The sequence below is a fragment of the Diaphorobacter nitroreducens genome (genome assembly GCF_002214645.1).
Classification (GTDB): domain Bacteria; phylum Pseudomonadota; class Gammaproteobacteria; order Burkholderiales; family Burkholderiaceae_C; genus Diaphorobacter; species Diaphorobacter nitroreducens.
This window is the reverse complement of the sequence record NZ_CP016278.1, coordinates 2,927,092-2,953,993: the sequence shown is the minus strand read 5'-3', so window position 1 is coordinate 2,953,993 and position 26,902 is coordinate 2,927,092. Positions and strand designations below refer to the sequence as shown.

Here is a 26,902-nt window from a genome sequence, read left to right as displayed (position 1 = left end):
ATCTGCGATCCGGTGCCGTCCTGTTGCACTGTGCGGGCCGAACCAGCAACCGGATGCAGACGTTAAACCCTCACACAGGCATTGCTCTTTGGAGTTCGAAAATGGCAAAAGGTAAGTTTGAACGTACCAAGCCCCACGTGAACGTGGGCACGATCGGTCACGTGGACCATGGCAAGACGACGCTGACGGCGGCCATCGCCACGGTGCTGTCCAAGAAGTTCGGCGGCGAAGCCAAGGGCTACGATCAGATCGACAACGCCCCTGAAGAAAAGGCGCGCGGCATCACGATCAATACCTCGCACGTGGAATACGAAACGGCCACCCGCCACTACGCCCACGTCGACTGCCCCGGCCACGCCGACTACGTCAAGAACATGATCACCGGCGCCGCTCAGATGGACGGCGCCATCCTGGTGTGCTCGGCCGCTGACGGCCCGATGCCCCAGACGCGCGAGCACATCCTGCTGGCCCGTCAGGTGGGCGTGCCCTACATCATCGTGTTCCTGAACAAGTGCGACATGGTCGACGACGAGGAACTGCTCGAGCTGGTCGAGATGGAAGTGCGCGAGCTGCTGGACAAGTACGACTTCCCCGGCGACGACACCCCCATCATCCGCGGCTCCGCCAAGCTGGCCCTGGAAGGTGACCAGTCCGACAAGGGCGAACCCGCCATCCTGCGCCTGGCCGAAGCCCTGGACACCTACATCCCCACGCCTGAGCGCGCCGTGGACGGCGCCTTCCTGATGCCCGTGGAAGACGTGTTCTCCATCTCCGGCCGCGGCACCGTGGTGACCGGCCGCGTCGAGCGCGGCATCATCAAGGTCGGCGAAGAAATCGAAATCGTCGGTATCCGCGACACGCAAAAGACCACCGTCACCGGCGTGGAAATGTTCCGCAAGCTGCTGGACCAGGGCCAGGCTGGCGACAACGTGGGCCTGCTGCTGCGCGGCACCAAGCGCGAAGACGTCGAGCGCGGCCAAGTGCTGTGCAAGCCCGGCTCCATCAAGCCCCACACCCACTTCACGGCTGAGGTGTACGTGCTGAGCAAGGACGAAGGCGGCCGTCACACGCCCTTCTTCAACAACTACCGTCCCCAGTTCTACTTCCGCACCACCGACGTGACCGGCTCCATCGAGCTGCCGGCCGACAAGGAAATGGTGATGCCCGGCGACAACGTGTCGATCACTGTGAAGCTGATCAACCCCATCGCCATGGAAGAAGGCCTGCGCTTCGCTATCCGCGAAGGCGGCCGTACCGTGGGCGCCGGCGTCGTTGCCAAGATCATTGCGTAATCCAGCAAAGCACTGAAGGAATACACAATGTCCAAGCAAAAGATCCGTATCCGCCTGAAGGCATTCGACTACAAGCTGATCGATCAGTCTGCAGCCGAGATCGTTGACACCGCCAAGCGTACCGGCGCCATCGTCAAGGGCCCCGTGCCCCTGCCGACGCGCATGAAGCGCTTCGACATCCTGCGTTCGCCGCACGTCAACAAGACCAGCCGCGACCAGTTCGAAATCCGCACGCACCAGCGCCTGATGGACATCGTCGATCCCACGGACAAGACGGTGGACGCCCTGATGAAGCTGGACTTGCCGGCTGGCGTGGACGTCGAAATCAAGCTCCAGTAATCCCTTCTGTTGCTTGCTTCGTCCCGGTCCTCGCCGAGGGCCGGGCACCCCCAACGCGGACTTGCTTGTAAAGGCAGTCCGCGTTATACTTTGCGGCTTCGCGTTTTTGCGTCCAATTTTGGATGCGTGATGCGGAGTTTTATCAACCTTCTTTCGCGCACATAGGTGCAAGCCGTCGAGGCCAGCGCCCGTCGTGCAAACGTTCTGGCCAATTGAAGTCGGGGCGGCGGAAGTTTTGGAGAACAACCAATGAGTCTGAGCAACTCCCTCGGGTTGCTGGGCCGCAAGGTGGGCATGATGCGTCTGTTCACCGATGACGGGGACGCAGTGCCCGTCACGGTGGTGGATGTGTCCAACAACCGCGTGACCCAGGTGAAAACCCAAGAGAACGATGGCTACGTGTCCCTGCAGGTCACGTTCGGTTCGCGCAAGGCATCTCGCGTGACCAAGCCTGAAGCTGGCCACCTCGCCAAGGCGGGTGTCGAAGCCGGTGAAATCATCCGTGAATTCCGCGTGACCCCCGAAGTCGCAGGCAAGTACGCCGCTGGCGCTGCTGTGCCCGTGGCTGATGTGTTCGCCGTGGGCCAGAAGGTCGACGTGCAGGGCACCTCGATCGGTAAGGGCTTCGCCGGCACGATCAAACGCCACAACTTCGGTTCGCAGCGTGCCTCGCACGGTAACAGCCGTTCGCACAACGTTCCTGGCTCCATCGGTATGGCGCAGGATCCGGGTCGCGTGTTCCCTGGCAAGAAGATGACGGGTCACCTCGGTGATGTCACTGTCACGACGCAAAACCTCGACGTGGTTCGCATCGACGAAGCACGCCAACTGCTCTTGATCAAGGGCGCTGTTCCGGGCTCCAAGGGTGGGTTCGTCACGGTGCGTCCGGCTGTCAAGGCGCAAGCTTCCAAAGGAGCGAACTAATGCAGCTCGAACTCCTGAATGAACAGGGCCAGGCAGCGTCCAAGGTGGATGTGCCCGAGACCGTGTTCGACCGTCAGTACAACGAAGACCTGATCCATCAGATCGTCGTCGCTTACCAGGCCAACGCCCGTCAAGGCACGCGCGCCCAGAAGGACCGCGAGCAGGTCAAGCACTCGACCAAGAAGCCTTTCAAGCAAAAGGGTACTGGCAATGCACGTGCCGGTATGACCTCCTCGCCTCTGTGGCGTGGGGGCGGTCGCATCTTCCCGAACCTGCCTGAAGAAAACTTCTCGCAGAAGATCAACAAGAAGATGTACCGCGCTGGCATGGCTTCCATCCTGTCACAGTTGGCCCGTGAAGGCCGTCTGGCTGTGGTGGACTCCCTGAAGCTTGATACGCCCAAGACCAAGGTCCTGGCCGACAAGTTCAAGGCCATGAACCTGCAATCGGTGATGGTGATCGCCGATGAAGTGGACGAAAACCTGTACCTGGCATCCCGCAATCTGAAGAACGTGTTCGTGACCGAGCCGCGTTATGCAGATCCCGTGTCGCTGGTGCACTACAAGAAAGTGCTCGTCACCAAGGGCGCGATCGACAAACTCAAGGAGATGTTCGCATGAGCACGCTCAAGTTTGACGAAGGTCGTCTGATGCAAGTGTTGGTCGCTCCCATCGTGTCCGAAAAGGCCACCATGGTTGCCGAGAAGTCCAATGCTGTGACGTTCAAGGTGCTGCAGAACGCAACCAAGCCCGAGATCAAGGCCGCCGTGGAACTCATGTTCAAGGTGGAAGTGAAGGGCGTTTCTGTGGTGAACACCAAAGGCAAGACCAAGCGCTTTGGCAAGACCATGGGCCGCCGCGATAACGTGCGCAAGGCCTATGTGCTGCTGAAGGAAGGTCAAGAGCTGAACCTGTCCGGGGAGGCTGCGTAAACCATGGCCGTTATCAAGATCAAACCGACTTCCCCGGGCCAGCGCGGCGCGGTGAAGATCTCGCGTGACCACCTGTACAAGGGTGAAGCGTTTGCAGGTCTGCTGGAACCCCAGTTCCAGAAGGCCGGCCGCAACAACAACGGTCACATCACCACCCGTCACAAGGGCGGTGGCCACAAGCACCACTACCGCGTGGTGGACTTCCGTCGCAACAAGGATGCCATCCCTGCCAAGGTGGAGCGCATCGAGTACGACCCGAACCGCACGGCCCACATCGCCCTGGTGTGCTACGCCGACGGCGAGCGCCGCTACATCATTGCTCCGCGCAACCTGGAAGTGGGCGCCACGATCGTCAGCGGCTCCGAGGCGCCGATCCGCGTCGGTAACACGCTGCCGATCCGCAACATTCCCGTGGGCTCGACCATCCACTGCATCGAGCTCAAGCCCGGTGCCGGTGCGCAGATCGCCCGCTCCGCTGGTACGTCGGCCACGCTGCTGGCCCGCGAAGGCGTGTACGCCCAGGTGCGTATGCGTTCCGGCGAAGTGCGCAAGATCCACATCGAGTGCCGCGCCACGATCGGCGAAGTCGCCAACGAAGAGCACAGCCTGCGCCAACTGGGCAAGGCCGGTGTGAAGCGTTGGATGGGTATCCGTCCCACGGTGCGTGGCGTTGCCATGAACCCGATCGACCACCCGCACGGTGGTGGTGAGGGCCGTACCGGCGAGGGCCGTCATGCTGTTGACCCATGGGGCAACCTGACGAAGGGCTACCGCACCCGCAACAACAAGCGCACACAAGTGATGATTGTGTCGCGTCGCAAGAAGTAAGGGGTAGCAAATGACTCGTTCTCTCAAAAAGGGTCCGTTTGTTGACCATCACCTGGTCGCCAAGGTCGAAAAGGCCATTGCTACCAAGGACAAGAAGCCAGTCAAGACCTGGTCGCGTCGCTCCATGGTTCTGCCCGAGTTCATCGGTCTGACCATTGCCGTGCACAACGGCAAGCAGCACGTGCCGGTTTATGTCACCGACCAGATGGTGGGCCACAAGCTGGGCGAATTCGCCCTGACGCGCACCTTCAAGGGTCACCCCGCGGACAAAAAAGTCCAGAAGAAGTAAGGAACGACCATGTCTGAAACACGTGCAGTCCTCCGGGGCGTCCGTCTGTCGGTGGACAAGGGTCGCCTGGTCGCTGACCTGATCCGCGGCAAGAAAGTGGACCAAGCCCTGAATATCCTGGCCTTCACGCAGAAAAAAGCTGCCGTGATCGTCAAGAAGGTGCTGGAGTCCGCCATCGCCAACGCCGAGCACAACGACGGCGCCGACATCGACGACCTGAAGGTCAAGACCATCTTCGTCGAGCAAGGCACCACGCTCAAGCGCTTCACCGCGCGCGCCAAGGGTCGCGGCAACCGCATCAGCAAGCCCACGTGCCACATCTACGTGACCGTGGGTAACTGAGGCCTAAAGGAAGAATATGGGACAGAAAATCCATCCTACCGGCTTCCGCCTTGCTGTAAGCCGCAACTGGGCCAGCCGCTGGTATGCCAGCAACCGTGACTTCGCCGGCATGCTGGCCGAAGACATCAAGGTGCGCGAGTACCTGAAGGCCAAGCTGAAGAACGCCGCTGTGTCGCGCATCCTGATCGAGCGTCCTGCCAAGAACGCCCGTATCACGATCTTCTCGGCACGTCCCGGCGTGGTGATCGGCAAGAAGGGCGAGGACATCGAGAACCTGAAGAAGGAACTCGCGACCCGCCTGGGCGTGCCTGTCGCCGTGAACATCGAAGAAGTGCGCAAGCCCGAAATCGATGCCAAGCTGATCGCCGACTCGATCACCCAGCAGCTGGAAAAGCGCATCATGTTCCGCCGCGCCATGAAGCGCGCCATGCAGAACGCGATGCGCCTGGGCGCCCAGGGCATCAAGATCATGTCCTCGGGCCGTCTGAACGGCATCGAAATCGCCCGTACCGAGTGGTACCGCGAAGGCCGTGTGCCGCTGCACACCCTGCGCGCCGACATCGACTACGGCACCTCCGAAGCCAAGACCACCTATGGTGTGATCGGCGTGAAGGTGTGGGTCTACAAGGGCGACACGCTGGGCCGCAACGATCTGCCCGCCGCCGAGACGCCGCGTCCTGAAGAAGAGCGCCGTCCCCGTGGCCCGCGCCGCGATGGCCGCCCAGGCGACCGCGCCGGTGCTGGCCGTGGCGGCCGCCGCCCGATGGGCACCAATGCAGCCCCTGCCGACGGTAGCGACAAGCCTGCCGGCGCTGGTGGCGATTCCGTTAAGCGCGTCAAGAGCGCGCCCGCTGCCGCAGCGGCGGACGGTAAAGGAGAATAAACATGCTGCAACCTGCTCGCCGCAAGTTCCGTAAGGAGCAAAAAGGCCGCAACACCGGCGTTGCCACGCGTGGCAATTCGGTGGCTTTCGGTGACTTCGGTCTGAAGTGTACGGACCGTGGCCGTCTGACGGCCCGCCAGATCGAGGCCGCACGCCGTGCGATCTCCCGCCATGTCAAGCGTGGTGGCCGTATCTGGATCCGCGTGTTCCCCGACAAGCCGATCTCTACCAAGCCCGCTGAAGTGCGTATGGGTAACGGTAAGGGCAACCCCGAGTACTACGTGGCTGAGATCCAGCCCGGCAAGGTGGTGTTCGAGATCGTTGGCGTGCCCGAAGAACTGGCCCGCGAAGCGTTCCGCCTGGCTGCCGCCAAGCTGCCGCTGCGCACCACGTTCGTTGCCCGTCAGATTGGCGCCTAAGGAGAAATCAACATGACGAAATCTGCTGAACTCCGCCAAAAAGACGTGGCCGGCCTGGAAGCCGAAATCAAATCGCTGCAAAAGGCCCATTTCGGCCTGCGCATGCAAAAGGCCACGCAACAGCTGGGCAACACTGCCACGCTGAAGGCCACGCGCCGCGACATCGCCCGCGCCAAGACCATTCTTGCTGAAAAGCAAGCCGCCAAGTAAGGAGCCGACATGACGGAAGCTAAAAAATCCCTCAAGCGCACCTTGGTTGGCAAGGTGGTCAGCGACAAGCGCGCCAAGACCGTGACCGTGCTGGTCGAGCGCCGTGTGAAGCACCCCATCTACGACAAGATCATGATCAAGTCGAGCAAGTACCACGCCCATGATGAGAATGGCGAGTACAAGATGGGCGACACCATCGAGATCACGGAGAGCCGTCCGCTCTCCAAGACCAAGAACTGGGTGGCCACACGCCTGGTGCAAAAGGCCGGGCTGCTCTAAGCCTTCGCAGACGCCGTCTGCGCGCCTCCGAGAAACGACCCACAATGTGGGTCGTTTTTCTTTTTGGGGCCCGCAGATCCTGCCAGGGCCCTCCAACCCAGCAAGGAGATTCTCATGATCCAAGTCGGCGACACGCTGCCCGCCATCACACTGATGGAGTACTCGGAAGTCGAGGGCAATGGCTGCAGCCTCGGCCCGAACCCGGTGGATGTGCAAAAGGCCGCCGCGGGCAAGACGATTGCGCTGTTCGCGGTGCCGGGCGCCTTCACACCCACCTGCTCGGCCAAGCACGTACCCGGCTACGTGGAGCAGGCGGGTGACCTGAAGGCTGCCGGCGTGGATGAGATCTGGTGCCTGTCGGTGAACGATGCCTTCGTGATGGGCGCGTGGGCGCGCGACCAGAAGACCGATGGCAAGGTGCGCATGCTGGCGGACGGCGACGCCGCGTTCGCCAAGGCCACCGGTTTGACGCTGGACTTGAACGGCAAGGGCCTGGGCCTGCGCAGCAACCGCTATTCCATGCTGGTCAAGGACGGCAAGGTGGTTGCACTGAACGTCGAGGCGCCGGGCAAGTTCGAGGTGAGCGACGCCGCTACGCTGCTCGGCCAGGCCAAGGGCTGACGCCGCTGGCGCTGGTATCGGAGGGCTCCGGTGCTGGCACCACGCCGCAGGCGAAACGCCGCCCCGTCGCGAGATGTGGGCGGCTTTACTATTATTTGGATAGCTGTTAACGCTTTCCAGATAAGCGCTAGAGGCCTAAAAGGCTAGTAAATTTCCGCTTTCAGGTAGTGCGAACCCGGCAGGGGGTTGTGGTAGTACGGCGGTATTTCCTCAAAGCCCAGTTCGGAATACAGCGCACGCGCCGATTCCATGCCGTCCAGCGTGTCCAGCAACACGCAGGCATAGCCGGCCTGCCGCGCCTGGTCCAGCATGGCCTCGGCCAACTGCCGCCCCAGGCCGAAGCCGCGGAACGCCTTGCGCACGTACAGACGCTTCATCTCGCAGGCGTTGGGGTAGTCGGCGGTGTCCAGCGGCCGCAGGGCGCAGCACCCGGCAATGCTGCCCTCCACTTCGGCCAGCAGGATATGGCCACGCGGCGGCGCGTATTCGCCCGGCAGGGTGGCGAGTTCCTGCGCAAAGTTCTGGAACGACAGGTCCACGTCCAGGGTGTCGGCATATTCCTGGAAGATGTCGCGCACCACGTGCATCTCGTGGGGCAGGGCGGGGCTCAGCAGCGTAACGTCAGGGGAATGGTCCACTGTGCAGAAAGAATCCGGCATGAAAAAGGCAGGGGCCAGTGTAGCCGCACCGCTGTGGGCACTCAAAAAGCCCCCAGGCTGGCGACCCACCAGGCCAGCAGCGCGCTCAGAGCCGCCACAAGGGCCGCCCCTGCGCGGCTGAGCGCATCGTCGCGCGATGCGGGTGTGGCCCCGGGCAGTTGACGATTGCCGTGCACCATGGGGCCCACCAGGGCCTGACGGCGCACCAGGGCATAGAAAACAATCGCCGCCAGGTGCAGCGCGACGAGCCCCAACAGCAGGAATTGGCCCACGTCCTTGTGATACCAAGTGGCCTGCGATACCCACTCGCCAGAAACGAAGCGCGTGAGCGGACCAGCGAAGGCGATCTCGTCGTCGCTCAGCAGGCCGGTGCCTACCTGGGCCAGCAGCACCGCCAGCAGGGCAAAGACCGACAGTGCGCCCAGCGGCGAATGGCCCGGGCTGGTCACCTTGCCTTCCTGGTTGGCGAAGTGGCTGCGCAGGCGCGCGGGTGTGGGCAGGAAGCTCGCAAAACGCGACCAGCGTCCGCCCACCAGGCCCCAGGCCAGGCGAAAGGCCAGCAGCGCCAGCATCACGTAGCCCAGCCGCAGATGCCACTGCATGGCGTTGCCGCCCAGCTTGGCGGTGACGACCAGGGCGACGGTGGTCACGGCGAGCGACCAGTGGAACAGCCGGGTCGGCAAATCCCAGATGCGTACGGTGTGCGGCATGGTGAAGCGGGGGAGCGGAGGACGCGGCTATTGTGCCCAGCGTGCCCCCGGCGGGCTATATCCGACTGCCCTTCGGGCGCTTGCGGCCATGGCGTCACGCGGCCGCGCCATACTGCGCGCCGGCGCAGGGCGTCCAGCCGTCGCCGCAGCCATTCCCTTCCCCACGACAAGGTGCATTCCATGCCAATCAAAGCCCTCGCTCTTGCCGCCACCGCAGCAGCCGCCACGCTGGTGTCGCTGCCCGCCGCTGCCCAGTTCGCCAAGCCAGAAGATGCCATCAAGTACCGCCAGGGTGCGCTGTTCGTGATGGGACAGCATTTCGGCCGCATCGGCGCTATGGCCAATGGCCGCGTGCCGTTCGACGCGAAGGCTGCGCAAGAGAATGCCGATACCGTTGCCGCCCTGGCCGCTTTGCCGTGGGCCGGCTTCGGCCCCGGCACGGACAAGGGCGCTCCCACCAAGGCCAAGCCCGGCGTGTGGACCGAACAGGCCAAGTTCCAGGAGTATGCCGACAAGTTCCAGGCCGAGGCCGCCAAGCTGGCCGCCGCCGCCAAGACGGGCAGCCTGGACAACCTGAAGGCCGCGTTCGGCCCGGCGGCCAATTCCTGCAAGGCGTGCCACGACGCCTACCGCGCACGTTGATGTACTATTAAATTAGTAGCTGTCAGCGCTTGTTGCATAAGCGCAAAAGGCCGATTTCGCTCAGGAAATTGGCCTTTTTTCTGAAGAAAGGTGCCTCAAGCTTCGGCCAGCAGGCGTTCGATGAGCTTGTGCAGCTCCTCGAAATCGGGCGCGCCGATGTAGCTCTTCACGATCTCTCCGCGCTTGTTGACGATGTACGTGGTGGGGGTGAGCTTCACGTCGCCCCAGGCCTTGGCCACGGCGCCGGTGTTGTCGATGGCCACCTTGAACGGCAGCTTGCGCGTCTCGGTGAAGTTGACCACGTAGCTCGGCGGGTCGTAGCTCATGGCCACGGCCAGCGTCTCGAAGCCCTGGCCTTTGTACTTGTCGTAGGTTGCGACGATCTCGGGCATCTCCGCCACGCAGGTGGTGCAGCTGGTGGCCCAGAAGTTCACCAGCGCCACCTTGCCCTTGAGGTCGGCGGTGGTCTGCTGCGAACCGTCGAGCAGAACGAACGTGGACTGCGGTGCCTGGGACGTGCCCGAGCCAAGCCCCACCACGGCGCCCACGGCAGCGCCCGCCACCAGGGCGCCCGCCGCCAGCCATTTCTTGATCTGCATAACCAGGTACTCCGTGTGGGCCGCCGTTCGGGTGGCCGTTCGTGTGTTTGACGCGATAGGTACGGGATTGTGCCGCGCGGGGCGTTCCAGCACTCGCCACCATGGGATTGCCAGCAAGGCGGTAAGTTCACCGGACGGCCGGCCGCGAGCGCGCGGTTTGCGCCAGCGCAAAGCCCTGGGGTCCATACCGTGCGCCGTCTAGAGGGGCAACCGCCAGCAGCCAGCCAGGGTGGCGCTGGGAATAATCAGGCACATGACCCTTGCTCCTGCCGGCGCGCGCCGTCTCCTGACCCTGGCCTTCGCGGCCAGCATGCTGGCGCTGGCCGCCTGCAGCCCTGCGCTGAATTGGCGCAGCGTCACCTTGTCCGACGCCGGCCTGGCGCTGACGCTGCCCTGCAAGCCCGAGTATGCGAGCCGGCCCGTGGACCTGGGCACGGGCGCCGTGCCGCTCGCCATGGTCGGCTGTGAGGCCGATGGCGCCACCTTCGCCGTATCCCACATGCCGCTGGCCGAAGCGGCGCAGGCCGGGGCGATGCTGGCGCGCTGGCAGGCGGCCGTACAGGCCGGCATGCGCGCTTCGCAGCCGGCTGCACCCGTCGCCTTCGTGCCCACGCGCGCGCTGGCTGTGCCGCAGTCGGTGCGGCTGCAGGCGCAGGGCCAGGCGCCCGGCGGCTCGGCCGTCACCGTCGATGCCGTGTGGTTCGCGCGCCTGGAGGGCGGCCAGGCACGTCTGTACCACGCGGCGGTCTATGCGCCGCGCCGCACGACGGCCACGGCGGCTGACACCTTCTTCGCCAGCCTGGCGCTGCAGCCATGAGCGTGCTCACGCGGCGCACGGCCGTGGTCGTCTTCCTGGCCTTTGCGTTCACCTACTTCATCTCGGCGCTGCTGCGCGCGATCACCGCCACTCTGGCGCCCACACTGGAGGCCGAGTTCCAGTTGCACGCGCGCGACCTGGGGCTGCTGGCGGGTGGCTACTTCCTGGGTTTCGCGCTCACGCAACTGCCGCTGGGCCGGTGGCTGGATCGTCACGGCCCGCGCGTGGTGCTGCTGGGTTTTCTGGGTGTGGCGGTGGCGGGGTGCCTGGTGTTCTCCTGGGCCACGGGCTTCTCGGGGCTGCTTGCGGGGCGCATGCTGTGCGGCGCGGGCGTCAGCGCCTGCCTGATGGCTCCGCTCACGGGGTTCCGGCGCTGGCTGGAGCCTGGTGCGCAGCTGCGCGCCAACTCCTGGATGCTGATGACCGGTTCGCTGGGCATGGTGGCGTCCACGCTGCCGGTGCAGTGGCTGCTGCCACTGGCAGGGTGGCGCCCGTTGTTCTGGGGGCTGGCGGCGCTCATCGTGCTGGCCATGGCGCTGCTGGCGCTGGGCGTGCCGCGCTGGCCGCAGGCGCCGGCAGAGTCGGGAGCAGGCGTAGAAACGGGCTATGCACAGGTGTGGCGCCATCCGTACTTCCTGCGCACGGCGCCGCTGGGCTTCTTCTGCTATGGCGGCATGGTCGCGGTGCAGACGCTGTGGGCCGCGCCCTGGATGCAGCACGTGGCCGGCTATACGCCGTTGCAGGCCGCCACCGGGCTGTTCTGGATCAATGTGAGCATGCTGCTCACCTTCTGGACCTGGGGCATGGCCAGCCCGTGGTTGCTGCGCCGCGTGGGCGGGGCCGACCCGGTGATGGCCGCGAGTTTGCCGCTGTCACTGCTGGTGCTGGCGGGCATTGTGTTGGCGGGCGGACGTGCGGGCGCCGCGGCCTGGGCGCTGTATTGCGTGTCATGCACCAGCGTGGCGCTGTCGCAGCCCGCGGTGGCATTGGCGTTCCCGCAGGCGCTGGCGGGGCGCGCGCTGTCGGCGTACAACCTGGTGATCTTTGCGGGGGTGTTTGCCGTGCAATGGGGTATTGGCCTGGCGGTGGACGCGTTCGTGGCCGCCGGGCTGGACATGGCGCGCGCCTACCGGGCCGCCATGGCGCTACACCTGGCCTGCACGGCGGGAGCCTATGCATGGTTCATGGCGCGGCGCGTGCACGGTGATAATGCACTGCACTGCAGCACCCCATGAATACGCGCCTTCTCATCATCGCCCACGCCCCTTTGGCCCATGCGCTGCGTGAATGCGCGCTGCACGTGTTCCCCGACTGCTGGCAGGAGGTGCTGGCGCTGGACGTGCCGCCCCATGAGGCCCCCGAGGCCACGCTGTCGGCCGCCCGCGCGCTGATGGAGCAGCAGGGCGAGGCCTCGGTGCTGGTGCTGAGCGACCTGTTCGGCGCCACGCCCTGCAACGTGGCCCAGCGGCTGGTGGACGGCCTGCAGTCCCGCCTGGTGGCGGGCGTGAACCTGCCCATGCTGCTGCGCGCCGTGAGCTACCGTAGCGAGCCGCTGGATGCGCTGGTGGCACGCGCCCTCGTGGGTGGCACGCAGGGTGTGATGCAGGTGGGCGCGGCCGCGCCGCAGAATCAAAACCGACGTCCGTCTCATGATCAAGAAGAACATCACCATCAGCAATAAGCTGGGCCTGCATGCCCGCGCCTCCGCCAAACTCACCAAGATGGCGGGCAGTTTTCCCTGCGACGTCTGGATGCGCAAGGGAGAACGCCGCATCAATGCCAAGAGCATCATGGGGGTGATGATGCTGGCGGCGGGCATGGGGTCCGAGGTCGAGATCGAGACCGATGGCGCGCAGGAGCAGGAAGCCATGGATGCGCTTGTCGCGCTCATCGATGGCAAGTTTGGCGAGGGCGAATAAACCGCAGGCGAGGCACGCATGACCTTCTCCATCCACGGTCTGGCTGTCGCGCGCGGCATCGCCATCGGGCGGGCGGTGCTCGCGGTATCCAGCCGCATGGAGGTGGTGCACTACTTCATCGAGCCCGGCCAGGTCGAGGCCGAGATCCTGCGTGCGCGCCGCGGACGGGACGCGGTGGCCGAGGAGCTGCAGCGCCTGCAGGCCGACATGCCGCACGACGCGCCGCCCGAGCTGGCCGCGCTGCTGGACGTGCACCTGATGCTGCTGCAGGACGAGATGCTGGTCAACGGCGTCAAGCACTGGATCACCGACCGCCTCTACAACGCCGAGTGGGCGCTGACCACGCAGTTGGAGATCATCAGCCGCCAGTTCGACGAAATGGAGGACGACTACCTGCGCGAGCGCAAGGCCGACCTGGAACAGGTGGTGGAGCGCATCCTGCGCCACATGCGCGGCGTGGCCAGCCCCGTCGCGCCGCCGCCCTCCGCCCCGCGCCGCCAGGCCGAGGCGGGTGCGGAGGCGGAGTTCCTGCTGGGCGGCGCGGCCGATGCGCCGCTGGTGCTGGTGGCGCACGACCTGTCGCCGGCCGACATGCTGCAGTTCAAGCAGAGTGTGTTCGCCGGCTTCGTGACCGACGTGGGGGGCAAGACCAGCCACACGGCCATCGTGGCGCGCAGCATGGACATCCCCGCTGTGGTGGGCGCGCGCAGCGCCAGCCAGTTGGTGCGACAGGACGACTGGGTCATCATCGACGGCGATGCCGGCGTGGTCATCGTCGACCCCACGCCGATCATCCTGGCGGAATACGGCTTTCGCCAGCGCCAGATCACGCTGGAGCGCGAGCGCCTCATGCGGCTGCGCCACACGCCGGCCGTCACGCTGGATGCACAGGCCATTGAGCTGCTGGCCAACATCGAGCAGCCCGGTGATGCGGGTGCCGCGTTGCGCGCGGGCGCGGCGGGCGTGGGGTTGTTTCGCAGCGAATTTTTGTTCATGGGCCGCAGCGGCCGCCTGCCGGACGAGGAGGAGCAGTACCGCGCCTACCGCGAGGCGGTGGAGGGCATGCAGGGCCTGCCCGTGACCATCCGCACCGTCGATGTGGGCGCCGACAAGCCGCTGGACAAAGGGTACAAGGACAGTTCGCTCAACCCGGCGCTGGGCCTGCGCGCCATCCGCTGGAGCCTGGCCGATCCGGCCATGTTCCGCACCCAGCTGCGCGCGGTGTTGCGCGCTGCGGCACACGGCCCGGTGCGGCTGCTGTTCCCCATGCTCGCGCATGTGAGCGAGATCCGGCAGACGCTGGCCCAGGTGGACCTGGCGCGCGCCGAGCTGGACGCACGCGGCGCTGCCTACGGTGCGGTGCAGTTGGGCGCCATGATCGAGGTGCCGGCTGCGGCGCTCATGGTGCGCCAGTTCCTGCGCTACTTCGACTTTCTCTCGATCGGCACCAACGACCTGATCCAGTACGCGCTGGCCATCGACCGCGCGGACGAGGCCGTGGCCCACCTGTACGACCCGTTGCACCCGGCCGTGCTGCGGCTGGTGGCCGACGTGATCGCGGAGGGCGCGCGCCAGGGCAAGAGCGTGAGCGTGTGCGGCGAGATGGCGGGCGATGTCGCCATGACCCGGCTGCTGCTGGGCCTGGGCCTGCGCAGCTTCTCCATGCAGCCGGCGCAGATCCTGGCCGTCAAGCAGGAGGTGCTGCGCGCCGACGCGCGCAAGCTGGGCGAGTGGGCGCAGCAGCTGTTGGATGCGGACGATCCGGCTGCGTCGTTGCAAGCGCTCTGATCGCTATTTAAATAATAGCTGCTAGCGCTTGTCAGTATTGGCCTAGAGGCCGATTTGACTTGTATTCCGAGTCAAACGCCAGCGGCGTGCGCCTGCTGGTCGGCGTGGTAGCTGGAGCGCACCATGGCACCTACTGCGGCATGGCTGAAGCCCATCTTATAGGCTTCTTCCTCGAACATCTTGAAGGTGTCGGGGTGCACGTAGCGGCGCACGGGCAGGTGGCTGTTGCTGGGGGCGAGGTACTGGCCGATGGTCAGCATCTCGATGCCATGTGCGCGCATGTCGCGCATGACTTCCAGAATTTCCTCGTCCGTCTCGCCCAGGCCCACCATCAGGCCGCTCTTGGTGGGCACGCCGGGGTGCAGTTGCTTGAACTTCTTGAGCAGGTTGAGGCTGAACTGGTAGTCGGAGCCGGGGCGCGCTTCCTTGTACAGGCGCGGCACGGTTTCCAGGTTGTGGTTCATCACGTCCGGGGGCGCGGCCTTGAGGATTTCGAGCGCACGGTCGTCGCGGCCGCGGAAGTCGGGCGTGAGGATCTCGATCTGCGTGCTGGGCGAGAGTTCGCGGGTACGCTGGATGCACTCCACGAAGTGGCCCGAGCCGCCGTCGCGCAGATCGTCGCGGTCCACGCTGGTGATGACCACGTACTTCAGGCGCAGCGCGGCAATCGTCTTGGCGAGGTTCAGCGGCTCGTCTTTGTCCAGCGGGTCGGGGCGGCCGTGGCCCACGTCGCAGAACGGGCAGCGGCGCGTGCACTTGTCGCCCATGATCATGAACGTGGCCGTGCCCCTGCCAAAGCATTCGCCGATGTTGGGGCAGCTGGCTTCCTCGCACACCGTGTGCAGCTTGTGCTCGCGCAGGATGTTCTTGATCTCGTAAAAGCGCGTGGTGGGACTGCCTGCCTTCACGCGAATCCACTCGGGCTTCTTGAGGACCTCACCCTGCTCGACCTTGATCGGGATGCGCGACAGCTTGGCCGCGGCCTTCTGCTTGGCCAGCGGGTTGTAGGCTTCGGTGGACTGCGCTTCGCGCACGACGTCGGGAGTGCTCATGGCTGCTGAGGGAGAGGTCAGGGCGCGAGGCGGCGTGCGAGCTGTTGGCCCAGCATGGCCGCGGCATCGTCCCAGGGGATGTGGACGCCGATTGTAGAAAGGTCCACCGTTTGCAAACCTGCGTAACCGCAAGGGTTGATGCGCGAGAAGGGTTCCAGGTCCATGGCGACGTTCAGCGCCACACCGTGGTAGGTGCAGTGGCGCGCGACCTTGATGCCCAGCGCGGCGATCTTGCCCAAGCCGGTGAAGTCCGGCTGGGGCGGGCCATCGGCGTGGGCACGTTTTTGCGGGCGCTGCGGCAGCATGCTGTGGCCGTGCGGATCGTCCAGGCGCACGTAGATGCCGGGCGCGCCGGCCACGCGGTGGCCCGTCACGCCGTAGTGGCCCAGCGTGCGGATCACGGCTTCCTCTATGCGGTACACGTATTCCTTGACGTAGTAGCCCGCACGGCGCAGATCGATGAGCGGATAGGCTACGACCTGGCCGGGGCCATGGTGCGTCACCTGCCCGCCGCGGTTGGTGGCAACGACGGGGATGCCGCCGGGCGAGAGGACGTGGTCGCTCTTGCCGGCCAGGCCCTGTGTGTACACCGCGGGGTGCTCACAAATCCACAGCTCGTCGGGCGTCTCGTCAGTGCGCTCCTCCGTGAAGCGCTGCATGGCAGCCACCGTGGCCGGGTAGTCCACCCGGCCCAGCATGCGCAACTCCATGGTGCGGACGTTCAGAGCACGACCTTGACCATCGGGTGCGAGGTCAGGGCCCGGTACAGATCATCGAGCTGCTCCCGGCTGGTGGCAGTCACGGTGATGGTCACGCCCAGGTAGTTGCCCGCGCGGCTGTCGCGCAACTCGATGGTGGAAGCGTCGAAGTCGGGGTCGAAGCGGCGCGCAACCTCGGTGACGGCATGCACGAACCCGTTCACGTTTGCTCCCATGACCTTGATGGGAAAGCGGGACGGATATTCGATCAACGAGTCCTTGCGAGGATCGGCGGAAGAGGGCTGGTTGGGCGTCGTCATTAGGCTCTTTCAAGGCCGGAGGGGCCGAAGGGAAGGGGTGCCCCAAGCGGGTGGCGATGGTATACCTGCGGTTCGCTGTGGCTTTAGGCGGGCCCCGTGGCCGCGCTGCACCACAATGGGCGTTGGCGCGTTGCCACAATGGTGCGGCTATGTGCAGTGATCCACCCGCGCTCCGTTACCGATTGTGGATCGGCCGGGGTTTTTACTTATAATCAAGGGCTTTGTGAAAGTTTTGGTCTGTGGCGCAGGCGTCTTCCAACGATAAAAAATCGCCTCCGAGACTGAATCTGAGGTTGAGGATTCCGACTTCAAGCCCCTGACTGCACAAGAGGCGCAGGAGTGGCGGTCACGCCATCCGGCGCTGTCGGTCTGGCGCATTGTCTGGGGCCAGGCGGCGGTGGGGGCGGTAGTGGCCCTGCTGGCATGGTGGCTGACGGGCAGGCTGCCGGTGGCATGGTCCGCCGGGTATGGGGCTCTGTCCGTCGTGGTGCCGGCGGCGCTGTTTGCCCGTGGCATGGCGCGCAGGCGCTCCACGGCTGGTGCTGCGATGGTCGGGCTTCTGGGTTGGGAGTTGGTCAAGATTGCATTGACCGTCGCCATGTTGGCGGCGGCGCCCCGGGTAGTGCCGGGGCTCAGCTGGCTGGCGTTGCTGGTCGGCATGGTGGTAACGATGAAAACGTACTGGATCGCGCTGCTGGCGCGGCCTGGTGTCCGACGAACCGATTGATATTTGAGAGAAGAGTTGTCCGATGGCCGCAGATGCGCACGCCCCGACTGCAAGTGAATACATCGTTCACCACCTGCAGCATCTCCAGAACATCAAGCAGAAGTCCATCATCGACTTCTCGGTTGTCAACCTCGATTCCGTTGCCGTCAGCGTGATCTTGGGTGTTTTGGGTCTGTTCGTCATGTGGCTCGCTGCCCGCACGGCCACTTCCGGTGTGCCAGGCCGCTTCCAGGCGGCTGTCGAGATGCTGGTCGAGATGGTGGACAACCAGGCCAAGGCCAACATCCACAACGCGCAAAGCCGTAAGTTCATTGCACCTCTGGCGCTCACCGTGTTCGTCTGGATTTTCCTGATGAACGCTATGGACCTGCTGCCGGTGGACCTGCTGCCCGTGCTCTGGCAGGGCGCCACAGGTGACTCGCATGCCTACCTGCGCGTCGTGCCCACCGCCGACCTGTCCACCACCTTGGGTCTGTCCAGCGCCGTGCTGATCCTGTGCTTCGTGTACAGCATCAAGATCAAAGGAATGGGCGGCTGGGCGCATGAACTGGTGACCGCGCCCTTCGGTACCAGCAAGAACCCCGTTTTCGCCCTGATCCTGGGCGTGGTCAATCTGCTCATGCAGATCATTGAATACGTTGCCAAGACCGTGTCGCATGGCATGCGACTGTTCGGCAACATGTACGCTGGTGAGTTGGTGTTCATGCTGATTGCCCTGATGGGTGGCGCAGCGGCTATGTCGCTCTCTGGTGTGTTGCTCCCCGTGGGGCACATCATTGCGGGCTCTATCTGGGCGATCTTCCACATCCTGATCATCACCCTGCAGGCCTTCATTTTCATGATGCTGACGCTGATTTATCTCGGCCAGGCGCATGAAGCTCACTGATCCTTTCGTTTCCTTTCTCAACCTTCCTTTCTTTTCATCCTAGGAGTCATCATGGAAAACATTCTCGGTCTCGTCGCTCTGGCTTGTGGTCTGATCGTGGGCCTCGGCGCTATCGGCGCTTCGATCGGTATTGCCCTGATGGGTGGCAAGTTCCTGGAATCCTCCGCACGCCAGCCTGAGCTGATCAACGAACTGCAAACCAAGATGTTCATCTTGGCAGGTCTGATCGACGCCGCCTTCCTGATCGGCGTGGCCATCGCTCTGCTGTTCGCTTTCGCCAACCCCTTCGTTCTGGCCTAAGCCTCCGTCAACGCCCTAGAAAGAAAGGTGTTGCCGTGAGTATCAACGCGACCCTGTTCGTTCAGGCCATTGTTTTCCTGATCCTGGTGCTGTTCACGATGAAGTTCGTGTGGCCCCCGATCGCGAAGGCGCTGGATGAGCGAGCCCAGAAAATCGCCGATGGTCTCGCAGCTGCCGATCGTGCCAAGACCGAGCTTGCTGCTGCCGACCAGCGTGTGAAGCAGGAACTGGCTGCCGCCAGCAACGAAACCGCGACACGCTTGGCCGACGCTGAGCGCCGCGCACAGGCCATCATCGAAGAGGCCAAGGCGCGCGCCAACGACGAAGGCAACAAGATCGTCGCTGCTGCCCGTGCCGAGGCCGAGCAGCAAGCGATCCAGGCACGTGAAGCCCTGCGCGAGCAGGTGGCGGCCCTGGCCGTCAAGGGGGCTGAGCAGATTCTCCGCAAGGAAGTCAATGCCGGCGTTCATGCCGATCTGCTGAACCGTCTGAAGACCGAGCTGTAAGGGAGCATTCAATGGCTGAACTCGCCACCATTGCCCGCCCTTACGCCGAGGCGCTGTACAAGGCCTGCACCGACCAAGCGGGTGTGGACCTGAATGGCGCCACAGCCTGGGTGGACGAGCTGGCGGCGATTGCCGCCAATCCCCAATTGCGCCAACTGGCGGACAACCCCAAGGTGACGGGCGAGCAGGTGTTCGACGTCATCGTGGGCGTGGCCCGCTCGGCGTTGCCTGACCTGGCCAAGAACTTCCTGCGTACCGTGATCGACAACGGGCGCGTGCAGGCGCTGCCTGAAATCGCGGTCCAGTTCCGTACGCTGGTCAATCGCAGCCACGGCACTTCGGATGCCGTGGTGTACAGCGCCTTCCCGCTGGATGCGGGCGCTCTGACCGATGTGGGTGCCACGCTTGAAAAGCGCTTCGGTCGCAAGCTCAATCTCTCCGTGCAGTTGGATGAGACCCTGATCGGCGGCGTGCGCGTGGTGGTGGGCGACGAGGTGCTCGACACTTCCGTCAAAGCCCGTCTGGAACAAATGAAAGCTGCCCTCACCGCCTGATGGGCGTGAGGTCTCGGCTATACCCCCAAGAAAGAAGGAAAGAGTCATGCAACTCAATCCCGCAGAAATTTCTGAACTGATCAAGAGCCGCATCGAAGGTCTGGCAGCCAGCAGCGACATCCGCAACCAGGGCACCGTGGTGTCCGTGACCGACGGTATCGTGCGCGTCCACGGCCTGTCGGACGTGATGCAGGGCGAAATGCTCGAATTCCCTGCTGCGGCAGACGGTCAGCCCTCCTTCGGCCTGGCCCTGAACCTCGAGCGCGACTCCGTTGGCGCTGTGATTCTGGGCGAGTACGAACACATTTCTGAAGGCGATACCGTGAAGTGCACGGGCCGCATTCTGGAAGTGCCGGTGGGCCCGGAACTGATCGGCCGCGTGGTGAACGCTCTCGGCCAGCCGATCGACGGCAAGGGTCCGATCAACGCCAAGATGACGGACGTGATCGAGAAGGTCGCTCCCGGCGTGATCGCGCGCCAGTCCGTGGACCAGCCGCTGCAAACCGGCCTGAAGTCCATCGACTCCATGGTGCCAATCGGCCGTGGCCAGCGTGAGCTGATCATCGGCGACCGCCAGACCGGCAAGACGGCAGTGGCCATCGACGCCATCATCAACCAGAAGGGTCAGGGCGTGACGTGTATCTACGTCGCCATCGGCCAGAAGGCATCGTCGATCAAGAACGTGGTGCGCGCTCTGGAACAGGCCGGCGCCATGGAATACACCATTGTCGTGGCGGCTTCGGCTTCCGAGTCCGCCGCCATGCAGTACGTGTCGGCCTACTCCGGCTGCACGATGGGCGAATACTTCCGCGACCGTGGCGAGGACGCGCTGATTGTGTACGACGACCTGTCCAAGCAAGCTGTGGCCTACCGCCAGGTTTCGCTGCTGCTGCGCCGCCCGCCAGGCCGCGAAGCCTTCCCCGGCGACGTGTTCTATCTCCACAGCCGCTTGCTCGAGCGTGCAGCCCGTGTGAATGCCGACTATGTGGAAGCCTTCACCAAGGGCGAGGTCAAGGGCAAGACGGGTTCGCTGACCGCACTGCCCGTGATCGAAACCCAGGCCGGCGACGTGTCTGCCTTCGTTCCAACCAACGTGATCTCGATCACCGACGGTCAGATCTTCCTGGAAACCAGCCTGTTCAACGCTGGTATCCGCCCCGCCATCAACGCCGGTATCTCGGTGTCGCGCGTGGGGGGTGCCGCCCAGACCAAGCTGATCAAGGGCCTGTCCGGCGGTATCCGTACCGACCTGGCCCAGTACCGTGAACTCGCGGCGTTCGCGCAGTTCGCCTCCGACCTGGACGAAGCCACGCGCAAGCAGCTGGATCGCGGCGCCCGCGTGACGGAACTGCTCAAGCAGCCCCAGTACAGCCCGCTGAGCACGGCCCTGATGGGCGCGACGCTCTTCACGGTGAACAAGGGCTTCCTGGACGACGTGGACGTGAAGAAGGTGCTGGCCTTCGAAGCCGGCCTGCACCAGTACCTGAAGACGAGCCACGGTGCGCTGCTGGACCGCCTGCAGCAGAACCGCGCGTTCGACAAGGAAGGCAAGGACGAGGCCGAACTGACGCAAGCCATCACGGCGTTCAAGAAGTCGTTCGTTTAAATCGGACGAGGAACCATCATGGCAGCAGGTAAGGAAATACGCGGCAAGATCAAGTCGGTGGAAAACACCAAGAAGATCACCAAGGCCATGGAAATGGTGGCCGCGTCCAAGATGCGCAAGGCGCAAGACCGCATGCGTGCCGCCCGACCCTATGCCGAGAAGGTGCGCAACATTGCCGCCCACCTCGGCGAGGCCAACCCTGAGTACGTGCACCCTTTCATGAAGGCGAACGATGCGAAGGCAGCTGGCATTATTGTCGTCACGACCGACAAGGGCCTGTGCGGAGGCATGAACACCAACGTGCTGCGCGCCGTCACCACCAAGCTGCGCGAACTGCAGTCTACGGGTGTCGATGTGCAGTCGGTGGCTATTGGCAACAAGGGGTTGGGCTTCCTCAACCGCGTGGGTGCCAAGGTCGTGGCGCATGCCACCGGGCTGGGCGATACGCCGCACCTGGACAAGCTGATCGGACCGGTGAAGGTGCTGCTGGATGCTTACGCGGAAGGCAAGATCAACGCGGTGTACCTAAGCTACACCAAGTTCATCAACACCATGAAGCAGGAATCGGTGGTGGAGCAGTTGCTGCCCCTGTCGTCCGAGCAGATGCAGGCCCAGAAGACCGGCCATGGTTGGGATTACATCTACGAGCCTGACGCGCAGAGCGTGATCGACGAACTGCTGGTGCGCTATGTCGAGTCGCTGATCTACCAGGCAGTGGCAGAGAACATGGCCTCGGAGCAGTCCGCGCGCATGGTGGCCATGAAGGCCGCCACCGACAACGCCGGTAACGTCATCAACGAGCTCAAGCTGGTCTACAACAAGACGCGCCAAGCGGCGATCACGAAAGAACTTTCGGAGATCGTTGCAGGTGCCGCGGCAGTCTGACGCCGCCTTCGGGTCTCGGTTTAAATTTTTGGAGCAAATCAAATGGCTCAAGTGCAAGGCAAGATTGTTCAATGTATCGGCGCCGTGGTGGACGTGGAGTTCCCGCGCGACCAGATGCCCAAGGTGTATGACGCCCTGAAGCTCGAGGGCTCGCCCCTGACGCTGGAAGTGCAGCAGCAGCTGGGCGACGGCGTGGTGCGTACCATTGCGCTCGGTTCTTCGGACGGCCTCAAGCGTGGCCTGATGGTCACGAACACCGGCAACCCCATCACCGTGCCCGTGGGCAAGGCCACGCTGGGCCGCATCATGGACGTGCTGGGCAACCCCATCGACGAGCGCGGCCCCGTGGACCAGAGCCTGACGGCTTCCATCCACCGCAAGGCCCCCGCTTATGACGAGCTGAGCCCTTCGCAGGAACTGCTCGAGACCGGCATCAAGGTGATCGACCTGGTGTGCCCGTTCGCCAAGGGCGGCAAGGTGGGCCTGTTCGGTGGTGCCGGCGTGGGCAAGACCGTGAACATGATGGAGCTCATCAACAACATCGCCAAGGCGCACTCGGGTCTGTCCGTGTTCGCTGGCGTGGGTGAGCGTACCCGTGAGGGCAACGACTTCTACCACGAGATGGCCGACTCCGGCGTCGTGAATCTGGAAAACCTGGGCGAGTCCAAGGTGGCCATGGTCTACGGCCAGATGAACGAGCCCCCGGGCAACCGTCTGCGCGTGGCCCTGACCGGCCTGACCATCGCCGAGTCCTTCCGCGACGAAGGCCGCGACGTGCTGTTCTTCGTGGACAACATCTACCGTTACACGCTGGCCGGTACCGAAGTTTCCGCTCTGCTGGGCCGGATGCCTTCCGCCGTGGGCTACCAGCCGACGCTGGCCGAGGAAATGGGCCGTCTGCAAGAGCGTATTACCTCGACCAAGGTCGGGTCCATCACGTCCATTCAGGCCGTGTACGTGCCTGCCGACGACTTGACCGACCCGTCGCCCGCCACCACCTTCGCCCACCTGGACTCCACCGTGGTGCTGTCGCGTGACATCGCCGCTCTGGGTATCTACCCTGCCGTGGACCCGCTGGACTCCACCAGCCGCCAGCTGGACCCGCAGGTCGTGGGTGAAGAGCACTACCAAGTGGCCCGCCAAGTGCAGGGTACCCTGCAGCGCTACAAGGAACTGCGCGACATCATCGCAATTCTGGGTATGGACGAGCTGGCCCCCGAGGACAAGCTGGTCGTGGCCCGTGCCCGCAAGATCCAGCGTTTCCTGTCGCAGCCGTTCCACGTGGCCGAGGTGTTCACGGGCTCGCCTGGCAAGTACGTGCCGCTGTCCGAGACCATCCGCGGCTTCAAGATGATCGTGGCTGGCGAATGCGACCACCTGCCCGAGCAGGCCTTCTACATGGTTGGCACCATCGACGAAGCCTTCGAAAAGGCGAAGAAGGTGGCCTGATGGTCCGAAGGCCGGCCCCGCGTCCGGCCCTCGTGAGCCCCACAGGCTTGCCATTCCCTTTTTCTAGGAGCAAAGATGAACACCATCCATGTTGATGTGGTCAGTGCCGAAGAGTCCATCTTCTCCGGCGAGGCGCGCTTCGTCGCGCTGCCCGGCGAAGCGGGCGAATTGGGCATCTATCCGCGCCACACGCCACTCATCACCCGCATCAAGCCGGGTTCGGTGCGCATCGAATTGCCTGACGGCAATGAAGAGTTCGTTTTCGTGGCCGGTGGCATTCTGGAAGTGCAGCCCGACTGCGTGACCGTGCTGTCCGACACCGCCATCCGTGGCCGTGACCTGGACGACCAGAAGGCGCAGGAAGCCAAGGCTGCGGCCGAGGAAGCCCTGAAGAACGCCAAGAGCGAGATCGATCTGGCCCGCGCCCAGTCCGAGCTGGCCGTGATGGCAGCGCAGATTGCCGCGCTGCGCAAGTTCCGCCAGAAGCGCTGATCGACTGATCGCCTTCCATCGCAAAAGCCGCCTTCGGGCGGCTTTTGTCGTTATGGGTGGGCCCGCTATGGCGCTCGTCCATCGGCGCCGTCCGACGCCAGCCAGGCCCAACGCGACGCTAGCATGGGCCATGGTCAACCCTTTGGCAGAGTCTGCGGCAGACGCCCTGGTGGTAGCGCGCCCCGAAGGGCTGTATTGCCTGCCCGGTGGCTTTTACATCGACCCCTGGCGGCCGGTGGACCGGGCCGTCATCACCCATGGCCATGGCGACCACGCGCGGCGCGGGCATGGACACTACCTGGCGCACGAGCACAGCGCGGGTGTCCTGCGCGGTCGGCTGGGGGCAGACATCGCCTTGCAGACGCTGGCCTACGGCGAACCCCTGCACCACAACGGCGTGCGTATCTCACTGCACCCTGCGGGCCATGTGCTGGGCTCGGCCCAGGTGCGGCTGGAGCACGGCGGTCGCGTGTGGGTGGCCTCGGGGGATTACAAGCTGGAGGCCGACGGCACCTGCGCGCCGTTCGAGCCCGTGCGCTGCGACACGTTCATCACCGAATCCACCTTCGGCCTGCCCATCTACCGTTGGCCCGCACAGGCCGTCCTGCAGGCCCAGATCAACGACTGGTGGCGTTCCAACGCGGCCATGCGCCGCCCTTCGGTGCTGTTTTGCTACGCGTTCGGCAAGGCGCAGCGCATCCTGCATGGCGTAGATGCCAGCATTGGTCCGCTGCTCATGCATGGCGCGGTGGAGCCCCTCAATGCCGCTTACCGCGCCGCCGGCGTGCGCCTGCCGCCCACGCAGGGGGCCACCGACGCGTCACTGGATGCTGCGACGCGCGAGACCGCGCTGGTGCTGGCGCCGCCCTCGGCCCAAGGCACTCCATGGATGCGCCGCTTCCCGCGCCACGCCGATGCTTTTGCCAGCGGCTGGATGCAGTTGCGCGGCACGCGTCGCCGCCGCGGGGTGGATCGTGGTTTTGTGCTCTCCGATCACGCAGACTGGCCGGGGCTGCAGCAGGCGATTGCCGCCACGGGGGCCGAGCGCGTGTTCGTCACCCACGGCAGCGTGGCCGTCATGGTGCGCTGGCTGCGCGAGCAAGGGCTGGATGCCCAGGCTTTCGCCACCGAATACGGCGACGAGGACGAGGCAGCGCCGACCGACGCGCCAACTGCAGCGCCCACTGCACCGGAAGCCGAGACAGGCGACGCGGCCGGAGGCACCTCCTGATGCAGGCCTTTGCCGCGCTCTACCAGGCGCTGGATGCCAGCACGTCCAGCCTCGCCAAGCAGGCCGCGCTGCGCGACTATCTGCGGGGTGCGCCACCCGAGGATGCCGCCTGGGCCGTCTACTTCCTCGCGGGTGGCAAACCACGCCAACTCGTGCCCACCAAGCTGTTGCGCGCGGTGGCGCGCGAGGCGGCGGGGTTGCCGGAATGGCTGTTCGACGAAAGCTACGAGGCTGTGGGCGATCTGGCCGAGACCATCGCACTGCTGCTGCCCCCGCCCACGCAGGCGCACGCCCTGGGGCTGGCCGCATGGATGCGCGAACACCTCTTGCCGCTGCGCGGCCTGGCGCCCGACACCCAGGCTGAACGGCTGGGTGCGCAATGGGCGCGGCTGGCGCCCGAGGAGCGGCTGGTGTACTTCAAGCTCATCACGGGGGCCTTCCGCGTGGGCGTGTCGCGCTTGCAGGTCACGCAGGCGCTCGCGGCCGTGAGCGGCGTGGACGCCAAGCGCATCGCCCAGCGCCTCATGGGCTACACCCACGTGGGCGCGCAGCCCGGGACGGCTGACTACCAGCGCCTCGTGGCGCCCGAGGGAGATGATGCGGGCGCGCAGGCTGCGGAGGCCCAGGGCCATCCCTATCCCTTCTTTCTGGCGCACCCGCTGCAGCTGCCGGTGGCGCAGTTTGACGCCGCGCTCGGCCCGCCGGCGGACTGGATCGTGGAATGGAAGTGGGACGGCATCCGCGCCCAGCTCGTGCGGCGCGCGGGCGCCACTTGGCTGTGGTCGCGCGGGGAGGAGTTGGTGACCGATCGCTTCCCCGAACTGCAGGCGCTGGGCGATGAAGCCCTGCCCGACGGCACGGTGCTCGACGGCGAGATCGTCGTCTGGCAGCCCGCGCGAGCGGATGCGCCGGCGCAGCCGCGCCCGTTTGCCGACCTGCAAAAGCGCATCGGCCGCAAGTCGCTGGGCCCCAAGCTGCTGCGCGAGGTGCCCGTGGTGCTGCTGGCCTACGACCTGCTGGAGGAACACGGCCAGGACCTGCGCGGCCTGCCGCTGCAGGCGCGGCGCGCGCGACTGGACGCGCTGCTGGCGCGCACCGACCACCCGGCGCTGGTGCCCAGCCCGGTGCTGCAGGGACAGAGCTGGGCCGAACTGGCACGCCTGCGGGACAGCGCGCGTGCCCTGGGCGTGGAGGGCATGATGCTCAAAGGGCGCACGGCGCACTATGGTGTGGGCCGCACCCGGGACGTGGGTATCTGGTGGAAGTGGAAGATCGACCCGATGAGCGTGGACGCCGTGCTCATTTATGCGCAGCGCGGCCACGGGCGCCGCGCCAGCCTGTACAGCGACTACACGTTCGCCGTGTGGAGTGCGCCGCAGGGCACCGAGGGGCGCACGCTGGTGCCGTTTGCCAAGGCGTACTCGGGCCTGACCGATGCCGAGATGGCGAGGGTGGACGCCATCATCCGCAAGACCACGGTGGAGAGCTTCGGCCCGGTGCGCAGCGTGCGGCCCACGCTGGTGTTCGAGCTGGGCTTTGAGGGCATAGCGCGCAGCGCGCGGCACAAGAGCGGCATCGCCGTGCGCTTCCCGCGCATGCTGCGCTGGCGTGAGGACAAGCCGGTGGACGAGGCTGATTCGCTGGATACGCTGGCAGCGCTGTTGCCTGCTACGCCATGATCTGGTGCTATGAATACAAGAGCTGT

36 protein-coding genes are annotated in these 26,902 nt (G+C 64.9%); 30 read left to right on the top strand and 6 right to left on the bottom strand.

The features are described from left to right. Positions 1 to 101 precede the first annotated feature (101 nt). From tuf to BA022_RS13820, 13 genes are all read left to right on the top strand, one after another. Positions 102 to 1,292, top strand: coding sequence for an elongation factor Tu (tuf, locus tag BA022_RS13880; protein ID WP_011806991.1), 1,191 nt, complete (start codon positions 102 to 104; stop codon positions 1,290 to 1,292). A 27-nt stretch (positions 1,293 to 1,319) separates the two neighbouring features. Beyond that, positions 1,320 to 1,631: a 30S ribosomal protein S10 gene (gene rpsJ, locus BA022_RS13875; RefSeq protein ID WP_003059431.1), complete on the top strand. Its 312-nt coding sequence runs from the start codon at positions 1,320 to 1,322 to the stop codon at positions 1,629 to 1,631. A 249-nt stretch (positions 1,632 to 1,880) separates the two neighbouring features. After that, on the top strand, positions 1,881 to 2,555 hold the full coding sequence (gene rplC / locus BA022_RS13870; RefSeq protein WP_011803742.1) for a 50S ribosomal protein L3: 675 nt from the start codon (positions 1,881 to 1,883) through the stop codon (positions 2,553 to 2,555). Continuing rightward, positions 2,555 to 3,175 carry a 50S ribosomal protein L4 gene (rplD, locus tag BA022_RS13865; protein ID WP_011803743.1) on the top strand — a complete coding sequence of 207 codons (621 nt, stop codon included), beginning with the start codon at positions 2,555 to 2,557 and terminating at the stop codon, positions 3,173 to 3,175. Before rplC ends, rplD begins: the two co-directional genes overlap by 1 nt. Then, positions 3,172 to 3,486, top strand: coding sequence for a 50S ribosomal protein L23 (rplW, locus tag BA022_RS13860; protein WP_011803744.1), 315 nt, complete (start codon positions 3,172 to 3,174; stop codon positions 3,484 to 3,486). The genes rplD and rplW overlap by 4 nt, the downstream gene beginning before the upstream one ends. 3 nt (positions 3,487 to 3,489) lie before the next feature. Further along, entirely contained in the window at positions 3,490 to 4,314 is an 825-nt protein-coding gene (gene rplB, locus BA022_RS13855; protein ID WP_011803745.1) for a 50S ribosomal protein L2, read from the top strand. Between the two features lie 10 nt (positions 4,315 to 4,324). Then, entirely contained in the window at positions 4,325 to 4,603 is a 279-nt protein-coding gene (rpsS, locus tag BA022_RS13850) for a 30S ribosomal protein S19 (RefSeq protein WP_011803746.1), read from the top strand. 9 nt (positions 4,604 to 4,612) lie between these two features. Next, a complete protein-coding gene (rplV, locus tag BA022_RS13845; protein WP_011803747.1) occupies positions 4,613 to 4,945 on the top strand; it encodes a 50S ribosomal protein L22 in 333 nt (110 codons plus the stop codon). A 16-nt stretch (positions 4,946 to 4,961) separates the two neighbouring features. Continuing rightward, complete coding sequence (gene rpsC / locus BA022_RS13840; RefSeq protein WP_012655363.1) at positions 4,962 to 5,828, top strand: 30S ribosomal protein S3; 867 nt, start codon at positions 4,962 to 4,964, stop codon at positions 5,826 to 5,828. A 2-nt stretch (positions 5,829 to 5,830) separates the two neighbouring features. Further along, the gene (gene rplP, locus BA022_RS13835) at positions 5,831 to 6,247 is read left to right on the top strand and encodes a 50S ribosomal protein L16 (protein WP_011803749.1); all 417 of its coding nucleotides are present in this window, start codon (positions 5,831 to 5,833) and stop codon (positions 6,245 to 6,247) included. Between the two features lie 12 nt (positions 6,248 to 6,259). Then, positions 6,260 to 6,457, top strand: a complete 198-nt coding sequence (gene rpmC, locus BA022_RS13830; RefSeq protein WP_011803750.1) for a 50S ribosomal protein L29 — start codon at positions 6,260 to 6,262, stop codon at positions 6,455 to 6,457. A 9-nt stretch (positions 6,458 to 6,466) separates the two neighbouring features. After that, positions 6,467 to 6,736 carry a 30S ribosomal protein S17 gene (gene rpsQ / locus BA022_RS13825; RefSeq protein ID WP_011803751.1) on the top strand — a complete coding sequence of 90 codons (270 nt, stop codon included), beginning with the start codon at positions 6,467 to 6,469 and terminating at the stop codon, positions 6,734 to 6,736. Positions 6,737 to 6,850: 114 nt separating this feature from the next. Then, on the top strand, positions 6,851 to 7,357 hold the full coding sequence (locus tag BA022_RS13820; protein WP_012655364.1) for a peroxiredoxin: 507 nt from the start codon (positions 6,851 to 6,853) through the stop codon (positions 7,355 to 7,357). 143 nt (positions 7,358 to 7,500) lie between these two features. On the opposite strand, the gene BA022_RS13815 is transcribed toward BA022_RS13820, so the two are convergent. Both BA022_RS13815 and BA022_RS13810 read right to left on the bottom strand, forming a co-directional pair. After that, positions 7,501 to 8,016, bottom strand: a complete 516-nt coding sequence (locus tag BA022_RS13815) for a GNAT family N-acetyltransferase (protein WP_088887834.1) — start codon at positions 8,014 to 8,016, stop codon at positions 7,501 to 7,503. A 41-nt stretch (positions 8,017 to 8,057) separates the two neighbouring features. After that, positions 8,058 to 8,726 carry a cytochrome b/b6 domain-containing protein gene (locus BA022_RS13810; protein ID WP_088887833.1) on the bottom strand — a complete coding sequence of 223 codons (669 nt, stop codon included), beginning with the start codon at positions 8,724 to 8,726 and terminating at the stop codon, positions 8,058 to 8,060. A 180-nt stretch (positions 8,727 to 8,906) separates the two neighbouring features. Between BA022_RS13810 and BA022_RS13805 the strand changes: the two genes are divergently transcribed. Next, positions 8,907 to 9,368 (top strand): c-type cytochrome, encoded by a 462-nt coding sequence (locus BA022_RS13805; RefSeq protein ID WP_088887832.1) that lies wholly within the window; start codon positions 8,907 to 8,909, stop codon positions 9,366 to 9,368. 95 nt (positions 9,369 to 9,463) lie between these two features. Here BA022_RS13805 and BA022_RS13800 read toward each other — a convergent pair whose 3' ends face one another. Then, positions 9,464 to 9,967, bottom strand: a complete 504-nt coding sequence (locus BA022_RS13800) for a TlpA disulfide reductase family protein (RefSeq protein WP_088887831.1) — start codon at positions 9,965 to 9,967, stop codon at positions 9,464 to 9,466. 253 nt (positions 9,968 to 10,220) lie between these two features. Between BA022_RS13800 and BA022_RS13795 the strand changes: the two genes are divergently transcribed. Genes BA022_RS13795 through ptsP form a run of 5 tightly spaced genes read left to right on the top strand, consistent with a single transcriptional unit; the run spans position 10,221 to position 14,491 of the window. Next, the gene (locus BA022_RS13795) at positions 10,221 to 10,784 is read left to right on the top strand and encodes a hypothetical protein (protein ID WP_088887830.1); all 564 of its coding nucleotides are present in this window, start codon (positions 10,221 to 10,223) and stop codon (positions 10,782 to 10,784) included. After that, a complete protein-coding gene (locus BA022_RS13790; protein ID WP_088887829.1) occupies positions 10,781 to 12,019 on the top strand; it encodes an MFS transporter in 1,239 nt (412 codons plus the stop codon). The genes BA022_RS13795 and BA022_RS13790 overlap by 4 nt, the downstream gene beginning before the upstream one ends. Next, on the top strand, positions 12,016 to 12,465 hold the full coding sequence (locus tag BA022_RS13785) for a PTS sugar transporter subunit IIA (protein ID WP_011803759.1): 450 nt from the start codon (positions 12,016 to 12,018) through the stop codon (positions 12,463 to 12,465). The genes BA022_RS13790 and BA022_RS13785 overlap by 4 nt, the downstream gene beginning before the upstream one ends. Further along, a complete protein-coding gene (locus tag BA022_RS13780) occupies positions 12,434 to 12,703 on the top strand; it encodes an HPr family phosphocarrier protein (protein ID WP_011803760.1) in 270 nt (89 codons plus the stop codon). The genes BA022_RS13785 and BA022_RS13780 overlap by 32 nt, the downstream gene beginning before the upstream one ends. An 18-nt stretch (positions 12,704 to 12,721) precedes the next feature. After that, on the top strand, positions 12,722 to 14,491 hold the full coding sequence (ptsP, locus tag BA022_RS13775) for a phosphoenolpyruvate--protein phosphotransferase (RefSeq protein ID WP_088887828.1): 1,770 nt from the start codon (positions 12,722 to 12,724) through the stop codon (positions 14,489 to 14,491). Positions 14,492 to 14,562: 71 nt separating this feature from the next. On the opposite strand, the gene lipA is transcribed toward ptsP, so the two are convergent. Genes lipA through BA022_RS13760 form a run of 3 tightly spaced genes read right to left on the bottom strand, consistent with a single transcriptional unit; the run spans position 14,563 to position 16,561 of the window. Then, positions 14,563 to 15,543, bottom strand: coding sequence for a lipoyl synthase (gene lipA, locus BA022_RS13770; RefSeq protein ID WP_011803762.1), 981 nt, complete (start codon positions 15,541 to 15,543; stop codon positions 14,563 to 14,565). 17 nt (positions 15,544 to 15,560) lie between these two features. Then, complete coding sequence (gene lipB / locus BA022_RS13765) at positions 15,561 to 16,253, bottom strand: lipoyl(octanoyl) transferase LipB (RefSeq protein WP_041838775.1); 693 nt, start codon at positions 16,251 to 16,253, stop codon at positions 15,561 to 15,563. An 11-nt stretch (positions 16,254 to 16,264) separates the two neighbouring features. Then, positions 16,265 to 16,561 carry a YbeD family protein gene (locus tag BA022_RS13760; RefSeq protein WP_088887827.1) on the bottom strand — a complete coding sequence of 99 codons (297 nt, stop codon included), beginning with the start codon at positions 16,559 to 16,561 and terminating at the stop codon, positions 16,265 to 16,267. A gap of 268 nt (positions 16,562 to 16,829) precedes the next feature. Here BA022_RS13760 and BA022_RS13755 point away from each other — a divergent pair, with 268 nt between their 5' ends. The 11 genes from BA022_RS13755 (at position 16,830) to BA022_RS13705 (ending at position 26,876) form a co-directional block, all read left to right on the top strand. Beyond that, positions 16,830 to 17,288 (top strand): ATP synthase subunit I, encoded by a 459-nt coding sequence (locus BA022_RS13755; RefSeq protein ID WP_088887826.1) that lies wholly within the window; start codon positions 16,830 to 16,832, stop codon positions 17,286 to 17,288. Between the two features lie 22 nt (positions 17,289 to 17,310). Beyond that, a complete protein-coding gene (gene atpB, locus BA022_RS13750; protein ID WP_012655375.1) occupies positions 17,311 to 18,174 on the top strand; it encodes a F0F1 ATP synthase subunit A in 864 nt (287 codons plus the stop codon). A 51-nt stretch (positions 18,175 to 18,225) separates the two neighbouring features. After that, positions 18,226 to 18,474 carry a F0F1 ATP synthase subunit C gene (gene atpE / locus BA022_RS13745; protein WP_011803767.1) on the top strand — a complete coding sequence of 83 codons (249 nt, stop codon included), beginning with the start codon at positions 18,226 to 18,228 and terminating at the stop codon, positions 18,472 to 18,474. A 35-nt stretch (positions 18,475 to 18,509) separates the two neighbouring features. Continuing rightward, on the top strand, positions 18,510 to 18,980 hold the full coding sequence (locus tag BA022_RS13740; RefSeq protein WP_012655376.1) for a F0F1 ATP synthase subunit B: 471 nt from the start codon (positions 18,510 to 18,512) through the stop codon (positions 18,978 to 18,980). Between the two features lie 11 nt (positions 18,981 to 18,991). Then, the gene (locus BA022_RS13735) at positions 18,992 to 19,534 is read left to right on the top strand and encodes a F0F1 ATP synthase subunit delta (RefSeq protein WP_088887825.1); all 543 of its coding nucleotides are present in this window, start codon (positions 18,992 to 18,994) and stop codon (positions 19,532 to 19,534) included. A 46-nt stretch (positions 19,535 to 19,580) separates the two neighbouring features. Next, positions 19,581 to 21,140, top strand: coding sequence for a F0F1 ATP synthase subunit alpha (atpA, locus tag BA022_RS13730; RefSeq protein WP_011803770.1), 1,560 nt, complete (start codon positions 19,581 to 19,583; stop codon positions 21,138 to 21,140). Between the two features lie 18 nt (positions 21,141 to 21,158). Next, positions 21,159 to 22,025, top strand: a complete 867-nt coding sequence (atpG, locus tag BA022_RS13725) for a F0F1 ATP synthase subunit gamma (protein WP_011803771.1) — start codon at positions 21,159 to 21,161, stop codon at positions 22,023 to 22,025. A 42-nt stretch (positions 22,026 to 22,067) separates the two neighbouring features. Continuing rightward, positions 22,068 to 23,474: a F0F1 ATP synthase subunit beta gene (gene atpD / locus BA022_RS13720; RefSeq protein ID WP_012655377.1), complete on the top strand. Its 1,407-nt coding sequence runs from the start codon at positions 22,068 to 22,070 to the stop codon at positions 23,472 to 23,474. Positions 23,475 to 23,549: 75 nt separating this feature from the next. Next, entirely contained in the window at positions 23,550 to 23,966 is a 417-nt protein-coding gene (locus BA022_RS13715) for a F0F1 ATP synthase subunit epsilon (protein ID WP_011803773.1), read from the top strand. 130 nt (positions 23,967 to 24,096) lie between these two features. Next, a complete protein-coding gene (locus tag BA022_RS13710; protein ID WP_088887824.1) occupies positions 24,097 to 25,197 on the top strand; it encodes a ligase-associated DNA damage response exonuclease in 1,101 nt (366 codons plus the stop codon). Next, complete coding sequence (locus BA022_RS13705; protein WP_088887823.1) at positions 25,197 to 26,876, top strand: ATP-dependent DNA ligase; 1,680 nt, start codon at positions 25,197 to 25,199, stop codon at positions 26,874 to 26,876. Before BA022_RS13710 ends, BA022_RS13705 begins: the two co-directional genes overlap by 1 nt. Positions 26,877 to 26,902: the final 26 nt, after the last annotated feature.